This window comes from Asticcacaulis endophyticus (assembly GCF_014652575.1).
Taxonomy (GTDB): Bacteria; Pseudomonadota; Alphaproteobacteria; order Caulobacterales; family Caulobacteraceae; genus Asticcacaulis; species Asticcacaulis endophyticus.
Genome location: NZ_BMZB01000004.1, coordinates 271,062 through 288,636, shown reverse-complemented (window position 1 = coordinate 288,636; position 17,575 = coordinate 271,062). Strand labels below are relative to the sequence as shown.

The following is a 17,575-nucleotide window of genomic DNA, read 5'->3' as shown; positions in this document are numbered from 1 at the left end:
CTTGAAAAGTTAGGCGTTGCCCCGGATTCGCTCCACACTCTCGACCGAGGGGCAAGTGCGCAGGGCCGCGCTGATATTGGTCAGGTGTTTAGCATCAATGACTTCGATTTCAAATTCTACGTCAAGGAAATCGACCTGATTATTCGTCAAATGCATATTGATAATGTTGCCCTTGGCTTCACCGATTAATGTGCAGGTGATACCCAGCACGCCCGGCTTATTTTCCATATTGGCGCGAATACGCGCGACACTGATGGTGTTTTTCTCGGCATTCAGTGTCCATTGCAGGTCAACCCAGACATCCTTATTGTCTTCAAATTGCTCCAGAGTATCGCATTCAATCGAATGGACATGGACATCGACATCCTCAACAATGCCGACGATTCGCTCCCCCGGCACCGGACAGCAGCAGCGCGAAAAGCGGATACGGTGATGCTCACGCAAAGCCGAACCCCGAACAAACGCCCGTGCGCCTTCACCGTCTTTGATTCGCGTCAGGCCATCAGTCGCCATCAACGCGGGTATGGTAAGACCTGGGAAGACCGCCTCTAGAATCTTGACCGGTGTGATTTTGCCGCGTCCGCACAGTTCGTAAAGTTCGTCCTGATTGGGCACCTGAAAGCGCTCAAACGCCGTGCGCCAGCTTATGTCATTGAGTGATTTATCAACCTGAGCTGCCGCCCGCTCAATCGCCGCCCGCCCCAGTTTGATGAAGTCTTCGCGCTCGGTCTGGCGGATGTTACGCCTGATCGCTGAGCGTGCGCGTCCCGTAATCGTCAAAGACTGCCAGTCGGGATTAATGCGCGATTCGACCCCGGTCAGAATATCAACCTGATCACCGTTTTGCAGAACCGTACGCAGAGGACGGTGTTCGCCGTTAATGAGCGCACCGATGGCGGTTTCGCCAACTTCGGTATGCACAGCAAAGGCGAAATCAAGCGGCATGGCGCCGCGTGGCAAGGTGATCAGGCGGCCCTTGGGGGTAAAACAGAACACCTGATCGAGGAACATTTCCATCTTGGCATGTTCAACCCAGTCTTCGGAATCTCCCCCATTTTCAACAATCTGGACGATATTCCTAAGACTATTGATTGGGTTGCGGCCACCGCGTTTGGTCGCCGCTTCTTCGTCAAAACCGTAGGCGTGGTTTTTATAGTTCCAGTGCGCCGCCACACCTTCTTCGGCAACGCGGTCCATTTCTTCCGTGCGAATCTGAAGCTCAATCCGCGTGCCCTTATGCCCCACCACCGTCGTGTGGAGGGACTGGTAGTTGTTGCTTTTAGGGGTTGAGATAAAATCCTTGAAGCGGTCGCCCACACAACTCCATGTGCGGTGGATCAATCCCAAAGCGCGGTAGCAGTCATCTTCTGAGTCCACAATAACGCGGAAGGCAAAGATATCCGACAATTGCGAAAAGCCGATCGATTTGCGCTGAAGCTTGCGCCAGATCGAATAAGGCGATTTCTCACGACCATAGACTTCGGCCTTGATGCCGTATTTGTAGAGCCGTTCCTTAACGTCCTTGGCGATCTGGGAAACCACAGCACCTTTCTTGGCGCGCATGTCCTCAAGCCGGCGACCAATGGCGGCCTTGGCGGTCGGATTGATGTAGGTGAAGGCCAGATCCTCCAACTCCGTCGCAAACCGGTTGCAGCCGATGGAGCGCGCCAAAGGCGCATAGACCTCAAGCGTTTCGCGCGAAATACGTTCCCGTTTGGATTCAGGCACATATTGCAGGGTGCGCATGTTGTGGGTGCGATCCGCCAGCTTGATCAGCAGCACCCGGATATCGCGCGAAATCGCCAGAATGAACTTGCGCAGGTTTTCCGACTGCTTGGTATATTCCGATTGAAGCTCAAGGCGGGTGAGCTTGGTCACACCTTCGACCAGTTGCGCCACATCTTCTGAAAACTTAGCGGCGATTTCTTCACGAGTCGCGGGCGTATCCTCGATCGTATCGTGCAGCAAGGCAGCCGCAATCGCTGAGCCATCAAGCTTGTAATCGGTCAGAATCCCCGCCACTTCGATCGGGTGAGCGAAATAGGGATCGCCTGACGCCCGAAGCTGCGCCCCATGCATCCGCATGGCGTAGACATAGGCGCGGTTGAGCATGGCTTCATCCACCGTCGGATCATAGGCGGCTACGCGCTCAATCAGCTCGACCTGACGCAGAAATTTGGGCCGCACTTGAACGGGCGGCGGCAGTTCAGTAGGCGGCGATACCGGCGGCGTTTCAACCGGCGGATCAAGAGGTGGTGTCTCTGGCGGTGGATCGAGCGGTGGCGTTTCCGGTGGCCGGTCAGCCGGAAATCCCGGCGGGACATTAGGTTCAGGCACATCCGAAGCCACGGAAGATTTTCCCGCTGCGCTCCGCTCAAAAACCTGATGACCTTCTGCCGACATAGTCGTTATCAAACCCTTGTGGTACATAAGAAATCCTTAATGTTTAAGGACCTCAACCCCCATATAATAACCATACGCCCGCTTTTTCAGCATATCCAGAAAAAATATAGTCAAAACAGAGACACACACGAAACGCGCGCACGAAAAAGCCGCCCCCTTTCGGGTGCGGCTATGTTGGTCTGAAAAGGACGCAAATAGTTAGTAGCGCTCTTCCTGACCACCATCGCGATCAGATTGAAGGGCGCGGATCAGTTCGCTTTCCGACATTTGCATGTGCTGCGGATCAGCCAGCAGAGCCAGGGTTTCGGCCTCTTCCTCAGCCTCAGTGCGCTCATCGACGCGTTGCAGGCTGGCGATCAGGCTTTCGGTCAGGGTTTCCGGCTGCAGAACCTCTTCGGCGATTTCGCGCAGAGCCACGACCGGGTTCTTGTCATTGTCGCGATCCAGCAGGATTGCCGAACCCGACGAAATGGCACGGGCACGATGAGCGGCCAGAAGAACCAGATTGAAGCGGTTATCGACCTTTTCGATGCAATCTTCGACAGTGACGCGAGCCATGAAATCCTCAAATTCTATATGCGCATTAAAGGGCAGCCCTGCCACAATAGCGTATATGTACCGGTTGAACCGCGCTGTTTAGCGCTGTTGGTTCAAAAACACAACCGGGTGCGTATAAATTCTTTGGGGGCCGCAACCCATGTTGCATTAGAAACCATACCCCTGTATAGCCGCCGCCATGATTACGCACCTTGCCAATCGCCTGAACACCCTTGCGCCCGCGGCGCCCCGCCCGGTCGCTGTTGATGCACGCCGGGACCGCAAGAGCGTCGAGAAAACTGAAAAACCGCTCTGGGCGCTTAAGCTTGCGCGCCGCGCGCGTCGCTTTAAAACAGGTGCCTGAGTTACCGGCACCTTACGTCATCAGGGTGCTGCCTATTTACATGATATCATGGCCCGCAGTATCAGGCCCTCACCATGTCAGAGACAATATCCACCGACAGTTCAGAAAAACCAAATCCGCTCATGACATGGGGCGGCTACGGACTGGCGCTGCTGGGCTCATTTCTGTTTGCCACCAAAGGCATCTATATCAAGCTGGCCTATGACTATGATGTTGATGCCACGACCCTGTTAGCCCTGCGCCTGCTGATGGCCACACCCTTTTTCCTGCTGGTGGGACTAATCACCTGGTGGAAGCATCGGGCCACTATCGATATTTCGCGCAAAACCTATTTGCAGGCAATCGCTGTTGGCGTACTGGGCTACTGGTTTGCCAGCTATACGGATTTTGAGGGGTTGGTTCATCTGACGCCACAGTTTGAGCGGTTGATCCTGTTCACCTACCCTTTGTTTGTCATTTTACTGGGCGCATTGTTTTTCGGCCACAAGATTAAACCGTGGGCGTTATCTGCCTTCGCCATTTCCTATGCCGGTCTGGGGCTGGTGTTCATAACCGATATGCATACCAAAGGCGGTAATATTACCGCCGGCGCCTTATGGGTTACCGCCTCATCGGTGGCGTTTGCGCTTTATCTATTGCTGGCCAAACCGGTGATCAAAAAGATGGGCCCTTCTCTGTTCACCTCATGGGCGATGACCGGAGCGGCGACGGCCTCCTTCATCCACTTCGGAGTGACCCATAAGGTATCGGACATCCCGGTATCCGCGCCTTTGTTGTGGCTGTGCCTGGGTCTGGCCATCGGGGCCACAGTCCTGCCCAGCTATCTGATCAATTTCGCCCTGTCGCGCATCTCGGCTCAGGCCAATGCGGTGATTGGCTTCATCAACCCCGTTATCACGCTTATCTTAAGCGGGCTAATCCTGCGCGAGGTCATAACCCCGTCTGACATTGCCGGTACGATTTTAGTATTGATCGGGGTGGCGCTCTATAGCTGGCTGGACCAGCGCAAACCTCAGCCCGCCAAAGGGTAAGCATCAGCCCCGACCGTAACCTTTGCGGCCAATGCGCGCGCGGTCTGCTTAAGAACCGGATGCATCCACTCAGGATCAATCTCGGCCAGCGGCCCCATAACAAATCCCCGCTCATGAGCCCGCGGATGCGGCAACTGCATGCCGCCGTCTTCGCTAACGACCTCATCACCATAGGCGATAAGATCAAGATCAAGTACACGCGGTGTGTTTTTCATGCCACTAAGATTAAGATTACGAATACGTCCGGCCTCAACTTCCAACTGATGCAAAATTTGCAATAAATCATAGGGTAAGTGGCCGGTGGATACTCGAAAAACAGCGTTATGAAATGGCGGGTCATCAGGATTGGGCCACGCTTTTGATCGCCAAAGCTTAGATGCGTGCTCAACATTGACGCTTAATGCGCGCAATCTCTTGACAACATAGGCTAAATCCTGCGAAGGATTCCCGTGACGGCCGGGTAGATTAGCCCCATATGCAATATAGATTTTACCGTCCTCCATTACCGACTGCCCTATTTTTAGAAAGCCATTGCCATGAGTTTTTATCCCACTGACAAAATCGCTCTGTTTATCGACGGCGCCAACCTTTATTCGGCGGCCAAGGCTTTAAACTTCGACATCGATTACCGCAAGCTGCTGGATGAATTCCGTAAGCGCGGCATCCTGATCCGCGCCTATTATTATACCGCTCTGGTCGAAGGCGATGACTATTCCCCCATCCGTCCGCTGGTGGACTGGCTCGATTACAACGGCTTTGCGCTGATTACCAAAACGGCCAAGGAATATACCGACTCGCAGGGGCGTAAGCGCTGGCGCGGGGATATGGATATTGAAATCGCCTGTGACATGATGGAAATGGCTGAACATGCCGACCATCTGGTGCTGTTTTCGGGTGATGGCGACTTCCGCCGCCTGATCGAAAGCGTTCAGCGCAAAGGCTGCCGCGTGACCGTGGTGTCAACCGTAAAGTCGCAGCCGCCGATGACCTCGGATGAACTGCGCCGTCAGGCGGATACGTTTGTCGATCTGGCCGATCTGGCCAGCGTTGTGGGCCGTCCGCGTCAGGCTCAACAAAATGCGCCGAAATTCGCCGATCAGTTCGATGACGAAGACCTGTAATCTGGTCTAATCAGCCTCGATCACGCATCAGACGCGCCTTATCGCGCTGCCAGTCGCGTTCGGCCACAGCTTCGCGCTTATCGTGATTTTTCTTACCCTTGGCGAGCGCGATCTGGAGCTTGGCAAAGCCCTTTTCGTTGAAATAGAGCTTCACCGGCACGATGGTCAGGCCTTCACGCTGCACAGCCCCCATCAGCCGATCGATCTGCTTACGGTGCAGCAGCAGCTTACGGATACGGCGCGGCTCGTGGTTGAAGCGATTGGCCTGCGCATAGGGGGGGATATCAGCATTGATCAGGGCGATATCCGCCCCTTCGACACCGGCGTAAGATTCCGTGATATTGGCCCGGCCATTGCGCAGTGATTTGACTTCTGTGCCGGTCAGCACGATGCCGGCCTCAAAGGTTTCTTCAAGGAAATAATCAAACCGGGCGCGGCGATTTTCAGCAATGACTTTGTAGTTGGTGGGTTCGGCCATATTACAGCCCCGCCAGCCTCATGGCCTCATCGACCTTCGGACGCACATCAGCCGCACATGGCGCGATCGGCAGACGCACCTCGTCAGTGCATTGCCCCAAACAGCTTAAGGCATATTTGGTCGGCGATGGCGAGGCATCATAAAACAAAGCCTTATGCAGGTTGATCAACTTATCCTGCATGGCGCGGGCGGTCGCAAAATCACCGGCGGCGGCTGCGTTATAAAGCGCAACCATTTGGGCGGGCGCGACATTGGACGTCACTGAAATCACACCATGACCGCCGTGGGCCATGTAACCCAAAAGCGTGGGATCATCACCGGAAATCAGGGCGAAATCTTCGGGCACTTCAAGGCGCATCATACTGGCGCGCGCCAGATCGCCGGTCGCGTCCTTAATGCCGACAATGTTGGGCAACTGGGCCAAGCGCGCCACCGTGGCGTTAGATAAATCAACCACCGTACGGCCGGGGACATTATACATCATCACCGGAATCTGCACATTGTCGTTCAGGTGCTTATAGTGCTGGTACATGCCTTCCTGAGACGGCTTGTTGTAATAGGGTGCGACCACAAGGGCGGCATCCGCCCCCACCGCCTTGGCATGCTGAGTTAGCTCCAGCGCTTCAGCTGTCGAGTTTGAACCCGCACCTGCGATCACTTTCACGCGACCAGCTGCGGTTTTGACACAAAGTTCGACGATAGCTTTATGCTCGGCCATGCTCAGCGTTGAGGTTTCCCCCGTTGTACCCACCGGCACCAAGCCATGAACGCCAGACTTTATCTGATGCTCCACCAGAGCCTCGAAGGCCGCATAATCCACCTCACCGTCTTTGAACGTCGTAATCAGGGCTGTAATCACACCATGAAAAAGCGGAACGGAACTGCGGGTCATCGACATAAAATCCTGAGTAAAACACTTGCGCAATTCCTTAAGACCACAAAGCGCAGGCCGCAATGATTAGTTGGGAATTTGTTTAAAGAATTCCATGTTTCCATATGGAAAAATATGGGCCATGATGGCGCTCAGCGCTTCGATAGCCACCCTGTTAACAGACTTTGAGAGCGAAACACCATGACGATACGCCCCCTGAAAACTGTCCTTAAAACCGGCATGTCCAGGTGGGTAGCCGGTGTCGCCGGGGTACTGGCTGTAGGGGCCGGGGCTGCGTTTGCGATCGAAGCCACCCAGAACACACCCGCGCCAACCGAATCAACCTCAACCGCCCGCCCCTATCAGGCCGCCGCCTTGCCGCAGGCTGAAATGGAGACGCTGCAATCGGCACTAAGGGCGGCAAAATCCGGTAATTTTTCTCTGGCCGAATCCCTGCGAAGCGGCCTGAACGATCCAGTGGCGCGTAAGATCGTGTTGTGGAACATCCTCGATAACGAAGGGGCGTCAATTTATGGTTTTGCCACGTTAGATGCAGCCCGTCGTGATCTTATCGGCTGGCCGCGCGAATCACGCCGGGTTTTGGCCGCCGAAAAACTAATTTCCACATCCGGCATCAGCCCTCAGCAGGTTGTCGACTGGTTTAACGGTGCCCCCCCGATGAGCGTCGATGGCGCCATCGCCCTCATTACTGCCTATGACCAACTCGGCAAGACCGAGGACGCCCGCGCCACGGCCCGTTTCTGGTGGCGGGACCAAAGTTTCGAGGCTTTGGATCAGCAGCGGTTCTATAGTCTGTTTGGCAAATATCTGTCGCAGGAAGATCATGTCGCCCGTCTGAACAGCCTTCTGCTGGGGCCGCAGGGTCCGGCTTCGCGCGCCATGCTGGATTATGTCGGCGACCGCGACCGGGTGGTGGCGCAGGCCGCCTTTGCCCTGCGTGCGGGCACGGCCGATGCCACCCAGAAATGGGAGGCCGCTTTAGCCGCTTCGCCCAACAATAGTGTTCTGGCCTATGAGCGTGCGCGATTCCTGCGCAAAAAAGATCTGGAGCCACTCGGTTTTCCGCTACTGACGCAATTTCCAGCCGCCCCGCAAAATGACACCGCCATCAACAATCTGTGGGTTGAGCGCCTGAGCTATTTCCGGGAAGCCCTTAAAGCTAAGGATTATCGGGCCGCCTATAATGCCATGAATAATGGCGGTTTTCCCAATGGCGAGAAAAAGGCCGAGGCCGAGTTTTTTGCCGGCTGGATGGCCCTCACTAAGCTTAACGACCCCGCCCGCGCCATTACCCACTTCACGTCGCTGGAAGGGGCTGGCACCTCGCCCATCACTCAGGGACGCGCCCACTACTGGCTGGGCCGCGCCTATGAGGCAGCGGGTGATGCGGCCAATGCACAACTGAATTATCAGGAAGGTGGCCAGTATATCTTCAGCTTTTACGGACAGTTAGCGGCTGAAAAAGCAGGGCTTGCCCAGATCGTCCTCACCAAAGATCCGGTGCCAGCACCGGCCGACACAGAACGCTTCAATGGTCGAGACATGGTCAAGGCAGCCAAAATTCTGGGTTCAATGGGTGAACGCGACCTGTTCCGGGGTATGGTGCTGGCGCTGGATGACGTATTGCCCAATGCCGAAGAACAGGCCCTGCTGGTCGATCTGGCCAGCACCTATGACACTCAGGACACGGCCATGCGCATTGCGCGGGTGTCCATGCAGCGCGGATTTTATCTGCCGGAACGGGCCTATCCGTTACGAGCCGTGCCCAATGTCAAGGCCCCCGAAAATGCCTTTGTGCTGGCCATCACCCGTCAGGAGAGCGGCTTTGATCCGATGGTGCGCTCCCACGCCAATGCCCGCGGGATGATGCAGCTTATTCCACCGACCGCCCGCGCCGTTGCCCGACGTATGTCGCTCAGCTATTCTGACGCTAAGCTTTATGAGCCGGAATTTAATATGACACTCGGCGCCTATCATCTGGGCGAACTGGTGGATCGTTTTGGCGGGTCATACGTCATGGCTGCCGCCGGTTATAATGCCGGTCCAAACCGCCCGCCGCGCTGGATCATGGAATGTGCTGATCCTCGCGGCGATGGCGGCGATCCGATCATGTTTATCGAGTGCGCTCAGTTCACCGAAACCCGCAACTACATGATGCGAGTCATGGAAAACATGCAGGTTTATCGCGCCCGCCTCAATGGCGGTCAGGCGGTTTTGCGTCCAATGACTGATCTGAAACGCGGCATGATTATCGCCTATACTCCCTCGCTTGAGGACGATAGCGGCAGCGGTGAAACCCCTACAGGGCCGATCAACTATCTCGACCTGAAAAAACAAGGTGGTAGTTAGGCGCCGTGCTCCGGCAGGGCCTGCGGATCAATCCGCAAGTTTCGCCCTTCCGCAAAGGTGCCGGTAATATTGAAAACCTGCCGCAGCACCTCATCCGACAGGGCCGCTTCAGGTTCGCCGTTTGCCACTAACCGCCCGTGATCGAGCACCCACAGGTCATCGGCAAATTGCGCCGCCAATCCGATGTCATGTAAGCTCACAATGATAGTGCGTCCTTGCGCCGCGCGAGATTTAAACACCTCCAGCACCCGCCTTTGCCAGGCCGGATCAAGCGCCGTCAGAGGCTCATCAAGGCAATAGATTTTGGCCTCCGTGGCCAGCAACCGCGCCAGAAGCACCCGCGCCCGTTGCCCGCCAGACAGGCTAAAGACGCTGGTTTCGGCCTTATCCGACAACCCCATGACCTCAAGCTGCTGCTGCGCATGCTTAAGGCTATCTTCTCCCGACAAGTCCGCACAGCCGAGCGCCACGACCTCTATGGCCTTGAGATCCCAGGCAATGGCACGCTCCTGCGGCAGATAGGCCATAAGCCGTGCCCGCTCGCGCAAACTAAGTGCAGTCAGGTCATGCCCATCAAGCCTGATGGCGCCAGTCGCACTGGGCAGAAGGCCACAAACGGCTTTCAGCAGACTGGTTTTACCCGCACCATTAGGACCAATGATCGCATGTAATCGGCCGGTCTCAAAGCGGGCTGTCAAATTACTGACGACCCGTGCGCGGCCCATATCGATGTCAAGATTATGTATATCGATCATATTGTTATGCCCATGACTTCGCACTTTTGTACGCTATGAGCGCAAACAAGGGTGCCCCGATCAGTGATGTCAGAACCCCTAAGCGAATATCGCCGCTGGCGGGCATAACCCTGATAAGACCATCCGCCATCAGCACCATCACCCCACCCGCCAGCCCCGACGGCCAGATCACACCATAAGGATCACGCAACCCCAAGGCCCTGACAAAATGCGGGGCAGCCAATCCGACGAACCCAATAATACCGGCCACTGCGACCGAAAGACCAGCCAGCACAGACGCGGTGATAACCCCAATCAAAGTGACATGCCGGATATTCACCCCCATGCTCTGGGCCGTTTCCTCACCCAATGTCAGCAGCCTTAAGCCCGCACGCAATCGCGGCACAAGCCCCACCGCAACGGCCAGGCCGGCCACGCACAAAGCCGCATCCTGCCAGCTACGGTTCTCGACCGACCCCATCAGCCAGCCCAGAATTTCAGTGGTCGTCACCGGTGACGGCGACAGGTTAAACACCAGCGCCATCAACGCCCCGCACAGGCTAGATATGCCAACCCCTAACAAGATAAGCGCCTGCCGATCCGGAAACCGGGCCACAAACGCCATCAACACCGCCGACATCATCAGGGACACCAGCAAAGCACTGGCTTCAACCGCAAACGGGACCAGCCCCACCCCCAGCACTATAGCCACAGATGCCCCCAATCCGGCACCGGAAGACACCCCCAATATACCGGGTTCGGCCAGCGGATTACGCAGCAGCCCCTGCATCACCGCCCCCGCTACGCCCAGCATAGCCCCCACACCCCAGGCGCACAGATTGCGCGGCAATCTTATGCCCCACACAATCTCCCCGTTTAGCGACTGAGGATGGGTGATAGCCTCGATGTAATCGGCACCACTTAAGGGGACATCCCCCACAATCAGCAGCGCGCCCATCAACACCAGGCCGCTGATCAAAAGCCCCCCTGCAAGGGATAAAGACTTAACTCTCATAACCCCACCCCCTCCTGCATGGCCTGAGCGCTATACCACGCATTACAGGCAATGGCCGGACTTGGCAGCACGATCGTTTCTTGCCCGGCTATTTTTTTGCGCACCAGCGGATGGCGACCCGCAACCCGCCGCATGGCGTATTTATCCTCATAAAAACCAAGCGCATAGACATCCGGCGTCAGGGTCAGAAAAGCTTCGGGCGACAGATAGGCATAGTAATCCTGCCCCGCCTGCACCTTATAATTCATAGTTTTCAGCAATTCCCCTACCCAGGTTTTCGGCCCCGCCGTATAACCGGAAGGTGTGTAATAGAGCACATCTCGACCACGTCCCTGCTTTGAAATCGCCTTAAGCGCCTCATCCATACGGCGCGCTTCGTGCAACGCCCGTTGAGGCTGCCTCAGCAGAGTCCCCACACGCAAAAGCTCTGCGCGTGCCGCCGGAATGTCAGCCGGATCGCTGATTTGAATGACCTCAATCCCATGTGCCTTGAGGCCAGATAATAAGCGCGCATCGCCGCCCCAGGTTCTGAGCACCGCCCGCGGCCGCAGTGCCAGCACAGTCTCAAGGCTGGCGCGGCGGCGGGGAAACGCCACAGCCCGCAGACGGTAAAACGAGTCCGGATGCTGCGCCCGCAAGGACAAACCGGCGATCTCATCCTGTGGCAGCAAGGCCAAAGCATACTGATCGGCACACATATCCAGAGACACAATACCCTGACGCGTTCCGGCATTAGCCAAAGGCGCAAAAACCAGAATCGGCCCCAATAGCAACCATAAATTGAATCCCTTAAGACGCGATACCACCTTCGATAAGTTGCCCATAGGTTGAATTTACCGTTTATTAATCATGTTGCGCAGCGCAAAATGCCAGCGTCGGGGGTATAACATGGTGGGGGCGGAAGCTTTCAAGCAAAAATGGCTCAAAGGCTACATGCCTGTGCGCGAAACCTTGCCGGTCATACGGCGCATACTCAGGCGCAGGCCGGAAGCAACACCCCTGGCGGCACTACCAGAGGCTTTTTCGGCCCGCAGTGGTCCGTCGCCGGTGCAAATCTTTCTGATACTGCTGGCGGTCATCAGCCTCGTCTGGGTCGCAACCCATGCCATGTCAGGGCTAATGGCCGGTATATACTGGTTTTTCTGGCTGAGCTTTTCAACCGGCGCGGGCTTGCGCTTTCTGGCCACACTGACGCCAAAACGCGAAGCCGTGCCCGATACATTTCTGGAAGCGTCCAACGAAAACCTGCCGCGCTACAGCGTTATTGTGGCGCTCTATCGCGAAGCCGCCATTACATCGCAGTTGGTTAAGGCTCTGAGCCAACTCGATTACCCGCGTGAAAACCTTGAAGTTCTTTATGCCCTCGAAGCCGATGATTTTGAGACCATCGCGGCCTTCAAGGCGCAGGACTTACCCGATTATATGCACATCGTTCTGGTCCCGCCGGGCACACCCCGCACCAAACCCAGAGCGCTAAATTATGCCTTGGCGCGGGCTCAAGGCGATCTGGTGGTTATCTATGATGCCGAAGACAGGCCCGCGCCAGACCAACTGATCGAAGCCGCCCGCACCTTTGCCAGGGCGCAACAGACCGGCGATATGTCGTTGGCTTGCCTTCAGGCGCCTTTGCGCCCCCTTGGTGGCGATGGATTTATTGCGCGGCAGTTCGCCGCCGAATATGCGGTGCAGTTTGATGTCCTGCTACCCGCGTTCTGTCGCCTCAAACTGCCGTTTCCGCTGGGGGGCACCAGCAATCATTTCCGCACCAAAGTGCTAAAATCGATTGGTGCGTGGGATGCTTATAATGTCACCGAAGATGCCGATCTGGGTTTAAGGCTGGCGCAATATGGCTATACCAGCACTATGCTCAAAGCACCGACCATCGAGACGCCGCCATCGAATATCTACACCTGGATACCGCAACGAACTCGCTGGATCAAAGGCTATATGCAAACCCTGATCGTCCATAGTCGCCTAAACACGGCTCTGCGTCTTAAGGTCTGGATCAGCATGATTTTAGGGGTGGGTTTGAGTACACTGGCGGCCCTTTGTTACGCGCCGTTTACCTGCTTTGTGCTGTCAGGTCTGATGCTGCAAGCCCTATCGGGTCAATTCACCCCCATGGCCTACAGGGACGCCGGATTACTGCTGTTTGGCACCTTGAGCGGGATGCTGGCGCTATATCAGGGCGCGCGCAGAGCCGGTGTGCCTTTTGGCCTCAAGGATGTGCTCTCAGCCCCCGCTTACTGGAGCCTGCAATCGATCAGCGCCGCCCATGCGATTTATCAACTTATCGTCAAGCCTTTTCACTGGGACAAAACCGATCATAAACCTGCGGCCATCAGTTAGCTAACCTCTGGTGCAACGGCGCCTGATGCGCTAATCAGCGGCCATGATGATAGCTGATCACCCCATTCAACTGCGCACGCTGGCCTGGTCCGACTACGCCCTTATCGACTCAGGTAATGGTAAAAAGCTGGAACGCTACGGCGACTACATGGTTATCCGCCCGGAGCCTCAGTGCTGGTGGACGCCTAAATATCCGGCATTGTGGGACAAGGCTGACGCCATTTTCGACCCTACGGACGAGGATGATGACGGTCGCTGGCAATTCAGCCGCAAACCCGCCGATCAATGGGCGCTGGGTTGGAATCAGGTCAAGCTTTATGGCCGCTTCACCTCGTTCCGCCATCTGGCGTTTTTCCCTGAGCAGGCCGCCAACTGGACGTGGCAAACCAAGTGCATTGAACAGCGCGTCGCAGCGGGAAGAACACCGCATATATTGAACCTGTTCGGTTACACCGGCGTCGCCTCGCTGGCCTGTGCTGCGGCGGGTGCTAAAGTCACCCACGTCGATGCGTCAAAAAAATCCGTAGGTTGGGCACGGGAGAACGCGACCCTGTCAGGCATGGAACAGGCCCCCATTCGCTGGATCTGCGAAGACGCCCGCAAATATGTGCAGCGCGAAGTCAAGCGTGGCTCAAAATACGAAGGCATCATTCTCGATCCCCCCAAATACGGCCGCGGCCCGACGGGCGAAGTCTGGCGGTTGTTTGAAGACCTGCCGGAACTGATTGATCTGTGCGCGCAGCTTTTGTCGGATGACGCAGCCTTTCTGCTGCTCAATGCCTATGCTGCGCGAGTCTCTGGCCCGGCGCTGGCCCACCTTCTGGCCGAAGCGGTCGGCCCTGATAAGGGTGGACGGATCGACTACGGCGAACTCACCCTGGTTGAGCAGGATAAAGCCCCCAAAGGTATGGCTTTAAGCCTTGTGCCCCCACGCGAAATCGGACTTTCCTTCTTTGCACGCTGGATGAAGGATAAGGCGTAAGGCCATGATAAAAGAGATTACTTCGCTTACCAACCAAACCATAAAAGATATCCGCGCCCTGCATATGCGCAAAACGCGTGAGGAAACGCAGCAGTTCCTGGCCGAAGGTTTGAAGATAATTATTGATGCGCTCGATCAGGGTTTCTCACCGCAAATTCTGGTCTATGGCAAAGACGCTGACCGCCATCCGCTTCTGACCCGTGCCATTGACCAGACGCTTAAAGCGCGTGGTCAGGTTCTTGAAGTCACCCGCGAAATATTAGAAAAAATATCCCGCAAGGATAACCCGCAAATGGTTATTGCGGTCTTCGCACAACAGATCAAAACTCTTAGTGATATCAACCCCAAGGACAACGACGTTTGGGTGGCGCTTGAGCAGGTTCGCGACCCCGGCAATCTCGGCACCATTATCCGCACGGCTGATGCCGCAGGTATTGGCGGGGTGATTCTCATAGGTGATTGTGTTGACCCGTTTTCAGTCGAAACGGTGCGCGCCACTATGGGCTCAATCTTTGCCTTGCCAATTGTCAAATGTACTCAAGCCGAATTTATAGCTGATCGTGCGCGCTGGACGGGATCGATCGTGGGCACCCTGCTGACCGCCACCCACGATCATCGTTCCGCCCCCTATCAGCGGCCGACCCTGATCCTCATGGGCACTGAACAGTCCGGTCTCAGCCCAGAAGTTGCCGCCATCTGCGACACCCATGTCAAGATCCCGATGCGTGGCCGCGCCGACAGCCTTAATTTATCAGTGGCGACCGGCATTATGATCTATGCGGCCACCGAAGTTTAAGTACCACGCGGTTTAGCCCGTGCGGTCGCCTGTGCCGATTTTGGGTCTTCGGGCCAGACGTGACGGGGGTAGCGTCCTTTCATTTCAGTGCGCACCTCCGGCCAGGAGCCGTCCCAGAAACCAACGATATCCTTGGTAATCTGGATGGGGCGATGGGCTGGCGACAACAGGGCAAGGGTCAGGGGCGTTTTGTTGACGCCAACCGTCGGATGACGGGCCGTGCCATAAAACTCCGTCACCCGCGCTTCAACCCGCGGGCCGCCTTCGGCACCATAATCGATGCGCGCCCCGTTGCCTGTCGGCAGGCGCAGGCTTTCGGGTGCCAGCGCATCGAGAGTTCGTTGCTGTTCGTAGCTGAGCAAACTGGTTAGCGCTTGCATGACATCATGCGCCGTAAGATTAAGCAGCGGTCGCCCGCCGGCATAGGGCCCAAGCCAGTCCTCAAGGGTTTGCAGCAAGGCCGCATCCGACATATCCGGCCACGCAGGATCATCACTTCGCAAAAACTGCACGCGCTGACGCAAACTCTCCGCATGATCCGAAAATTTCAGCGCTTTCAGTCCTTTAGATTTTATCTCCTCAGCTTGAACTTTCACTAATAATTCTGTGGGGACGCGTTCCATAGGTTTGGAGGACAGCACGACCTGCCCCAACCGCACCTGCTCAAAAGCCCGGAAATTACCGCCAGCGCTTTTCTCAATAACCGCGGCCGTTTCCAGCCGGTCTGCGAACAGACGCATAATCTCATCGGCGGTCAGTGGCGCCCCCAGCAATATCCGATCACGCGCACTGCCGCCGCCCAGATCACCGACGGCCAGATAAGACGATCTGGCTAAGGGATCGGTTTCATCGACATAGACACCACGGCCATTAGCCATGACGAATTCGCCCGCCTTACCTCGCGCCTTGGCGATGCGTTCGGGAAAGGCTTCAGCTAACAGATAGGCTGAGTTTTTACGGACATCCGTTTGTTTAATTTCTTTTTTAATCAAACTATCTGCCAGACGTGTCCAGTTCTGCGCCAGACTACGCGCCTGAACCGCTTTGGGTGTCTTGTCACGGCTTAAGCCCTCAAGCCGGGTTTCCAGATCGGTCGATTTCCCGCCTAAGCCATTCTCCGACAGCAGAGCGGCCAGGGCCGCACCTCTGCTCGCATGCCCTTCCTTAGCCGCATGCAGCAGCATATTGGCCAGACGTGGCGACATCGGTAGCTGCGACATCAAACGCCCATGTGTCGTCAGATCGCCCTTGTCATCCAGCGCGCCCAAGGCCTGCAGCAACCGTGTCGCCTCAGCCATGGCGCCTTCAGGGGGATGATCGAGCAGGCTCAAACCCTCGGTCGAGCGTGCGCCCCACATGCGCAGATCCAGCACCAGCCGTGACAGATCAGTTTCCAGAATTTCCGGTCGCGCAAACGGTATTAACGACAAATCCTGCTCTTTATCCCACAACCGGTAACAGTCCCCGGCCTGTGTCCGGCCCGCACGACCGCGACGCTGATCGGCAGACGCCTTGGTCACCCGTTCGGTCACGAACCGCATCGTCCCACGCGCCGGATCATAACGCCCCAGTCGCGATACACCACTATCGATCACCATAGTCACCCGGTCCAGCGTCAGGGATGTTTCAGCAATGGCGGTCGCCAATACGATCTTCGGCCGCCCCGGTGTGTTTTTGCGTAAAACGGCAGACTGATCGCGGATATCCATCGCGCCATAGAGTTTGCAAAGCTCGATATGACTATGCAGCCCGCCTTCTTCCAACCGGCTGGCGACGCGGTGAATCTCACCCTGACCTGGCAGAAAAACCAGCAAAGTTTCAGCCTGTTCGGGCGTAAGCTTAGATTGTAACCTTAAGATATGGCGGGCGATATCATCTTCCAGTCTCTGGCCTTGATCCCGGCCCAGATAGTGGGTCGTGACCGGATAGGCGCGACCTTCGGAATGAAAGGTTTGGGCATCAGACAGTACCTCAGCTACCCGCTGCCCATCCAGTGTTGCCGACATGACAAGAAGCCTTAGATCATCCCGTAAAAGCGTCTGGCTATCGCGCGCAAAGGCCAGCCCCAGATCGGCATCCAGACTGCGCTCATGAAACTCATCGAAGATGACGCCGCCCACCCCCTCAAGCGCCGGATCATCGACGATGCGGCGTGAAAATATGCCTTCGGTGACGACTTCAATGCGGGTCTTAGGGCCAATCCGGCTTTCACCGCGCACCCGAAACCCCACGGTTTCCCCGACAGATTCGCCCAGGGTTTCTGCCATTCGCGCCGCCGCTGCCCGCGCCGCCAGCCGCCGCGGCTCCAGCAGAATCAGGGTCTGGCCCTTAAGCCACTCTTCATCCAGCAAGGCCAGAGGTATCCCCGTCGTCTTACCTGCCCCCGGCGGCGCGATAATCAGGGCCGTGGTCCGGGTTTGCAGATACGCCTTAAGCGGCGAATATATCTCTTCGACAGGCAACATAATTCGCCTCCCTAGCAGAATTTTCCGCCAAATGTCACGCGCAGGCTAATTTCTCATTA

General features: G+C 56.4%; 15 protein-coding genes. 6 read left to right on the top strand and 9 right to left on the bottom strand.

Translation table 11 applies throughout. The features are described 5' to 3' along the window. Positions 1 to 9: 9 nt before the first annotated feature. Together IE102_RS14440 and rpoZ are read right to left on the bottom strand one after the other, a co-directional pair. The gene (locus IE102_RS14440) at positions 10 to 2,205 is read right to left on the bottom strand and encodes a RelA/SpoT family protein (protein WP_373295613.1); all 2,196 of its coding nucleotides are present in this window, start codon (positions 2,203 to 2,205) and stop codon (positions 10 to 12) included. Between the two features lie 396 nt (positions 2,206 to 2,601). Next, positions 2,602 to 2,961 carry a DNA-directed RNA polymerase subunit omega gene (rpoZ, locus tag IE102_RS14435; RefSeq protein ID WP_189487870.1) on the bottom strand — a complete coding sequence of 120 codons (360 nt, stop codon included), beginning with the start codon at positions 2,959 to 2,961 and terminating at the stop codon, positions 2,602 to 2,604. Positions 2,962 to 3,378: 417 nt separating this feature from the next. Between rpoZ and IE102_RS14430 the strand changes: the two genes are divergently transcribed. Further along, on the top strand, positions 3,379 to 4,335 hold the full coding sequence (locus tag IE102_RS14430; RefSeq protein WP_229807782.1) for a DMT family transporter: 957 nt from the start codon (positions 3,379 to 3,381) through the stop codon (positions 4,333 to 4,335). Here the strand turns inward: IE102_RS14430 and folK are convergent. After that, on the bottom strand, positions 4,317 to 4,838 hold the full coding sequence (folK, locus tag IE102_RS14425; RefSeq protein ID WP_189487868.1) for a 2-amino-4-hydroxy-6-hydroxymethyldihydropteridine diphosphokinase: 522 nt from the start codon (positions 4,836 to 4,838) through the stop codon (positions 4,317 to 4,319). The genes IE102_RS14430 and folK overlap by 19 nt on opposite strands. A gap of 33 nt (positions 4,839 to 4,871) precedes the next feature. On the opposite strand from folK, the gene IE102_RS14420 reads away from it, so the two are divergent. Then, positions 4,872 to 5,456 (top strand): LabA-like NYN domain-containing protein, encoded by a 585-nt coding sequence (locus IE102_RS14420; protein ID WP_189487866.1) that lies wholly within the window; start codon positions 4,872 to 4,874, stop codon positions 5,454 to 5,456. Between the two features lie 10 nt (positions 5,457 to 5,466). On the opposite strand, the gene smpB is transcribed toward IE102_RS14420, so the two are convergent. Together smpB and dapA are read right to left on the bottom strand one after the other, a co-directional pair. Further along, on the bottom strand, positions 5,467 to 5,934 hold the full coding sequence (gene smpB, locus IE102_RS14415; RefSeq protein ID WP_189487864.1) for an SsrA-binding protein SmpB: 468 nt from the start codon (positions 5,932 to 5,934) through the stop codon (positions 5,467 to 5,469). Position 5,935: 1 nt separating this feature from the next. Next, complete coding sequence (dapA, locus tag IE102_RS14410; RefSeq protein WP_373295609.1) at positions 5,936 to 6,832, bottom strand: 4-hydroxy-tetrahydrodipicolinate synthase; 897 nt, start codon at positions 6,830 to 6,832, stop codon at positions 5,936 to 5,938. Positions 6,833 to 7,006: 174 nt separating this feature from the next. Here dapA and IE102_RS14405 point away from each other — a divergent pair, with 174 nt between their 5' ends. Further along, positions 7,007 to 9,175, top strand: a complete 2,169-nt coding sequence (locus IE102_RS14405) for a lytic transglycosylase domain-containing protein (protein WP_189487854.1) — start codon at positions 7,007 to 7,009, stop codon at positions 9,173 to 9,175. Here IE102_RS14405 and IE102_RS14400 read toward each other — a convergent pair. Genes IE102_RS14400 through IE102_RS14390 form a run of 3 tightly spaced genes read right to left on the bottom strand, consistent with a single transcriptional unit; the run spans position 9,172 to position 11,748 of the window. Further along, the gene (locus tag IE102_RS14400; protein WP_189487852.1) at positions 9,172 to 9,930 is read right to left on the bottom strand and encodes an ABC transporter ATP-binding protein; all 759 of its coding nucleotides are present in this window, start codon (positions 9,928 to 9,930) and stop codon (positions 9,172 to 9,174) included. The two genes, IE102_RS14405 and IE102_RS14400, sit on opposite strands and share 4 nt — an antisense overlap. Positions 9,931 to 9,934: 4 nt before the next feature. Continuing rightward, complete coding sequence (locus IE102_RS14395) at positions 9,935 to 10,888, bottom strand: FecCD family ABC transporter permease (RefSeq protein ID WP_308429932.1); 954 nt, start codon at positions 10,886 to 10,888, stop codon at positions 9,935 to 9,937. 32 nt (positions 10,889 to 10,920) lie between these two features. Beyond that, the gene (locus tag IE102_RS14390; protein WP_189487849.1) at positions 10,921 to 11,748 is read right to left on the bottom strand and encodes an ABC transporter substrate-binding protein; all 828 of its coding nucleotides are present in this window, start codon (positions 11,746 to 11,748) and stop codon (positions 10,921 to 10,923) included. A gap of 64 nt (positions 11,749 to 11,812) precedes the next feature. Between IE102_RS14390 and IE102_RS14385 the strand changes: the two genes are divergently transcribed. Genes IE102_RS14385 through IE102_RS14375 form a run of 3 tightly spaced genes read left to right on the top strand, consistent with a single transcriptional unit; the run spans position 11,813 to position 15,051 of the window. Continuing rightward, on the top strand, positions 11,813 to 13,273 hold the full coding sequence (locus IE102_RS14385) for a glycosyltransferase family 2 protein (protein ID WP_189487847.1): 1,461 nt from the start codon (positions 11,813 to 11,815) through the stop codon (positions 13,271 to 13,273). 43 nt (positions 13,274 to 13,316) lie between these two features. Beyond that, on the top strand, positions 13,317 to 14,255 hold the full coding sequence (locus IE102_RS14380; RefSeq protein WP_189487845.1) for a class I SAM-dependent methyltransferase: 939 nt from the start codon (positions 13,317 to 13,319) through the stop codon (positions 14,253 to 14,255). Between the two features lie 4 nt (positions 14,256 to 14,259). Further along, complete coding sequence (locus IE102_RS14375; protein ID WP_189487843.1) at positions 14,260 to 15,051, top strand: TrmH family RNA methyltransferase; 792 nt, start codon at positions 14,260 to 14,262, stop codon at positions 15,049 to 15,051. Here IE102_RS14375 and hrpB read toward each other — a convergent pair. After that, positions 15,048 to 17,516, bottom strand: coding sequence for an ATP-dependent helicase HrpB (hrpB, locus tag IE102_RS14370; RefSeq protein ID WP_189487841.1), 2,469 nt, complete (start codon positions 17,514 to 17,516; stop codon positions 15,048 to 15,050). The two genes, IE102_RS14375 and hrpB, sit on opposite strands and share 4 nt — an antisense overlap. Positions 17,517 to 17,575: the final 59 nt, after the last annotated feature.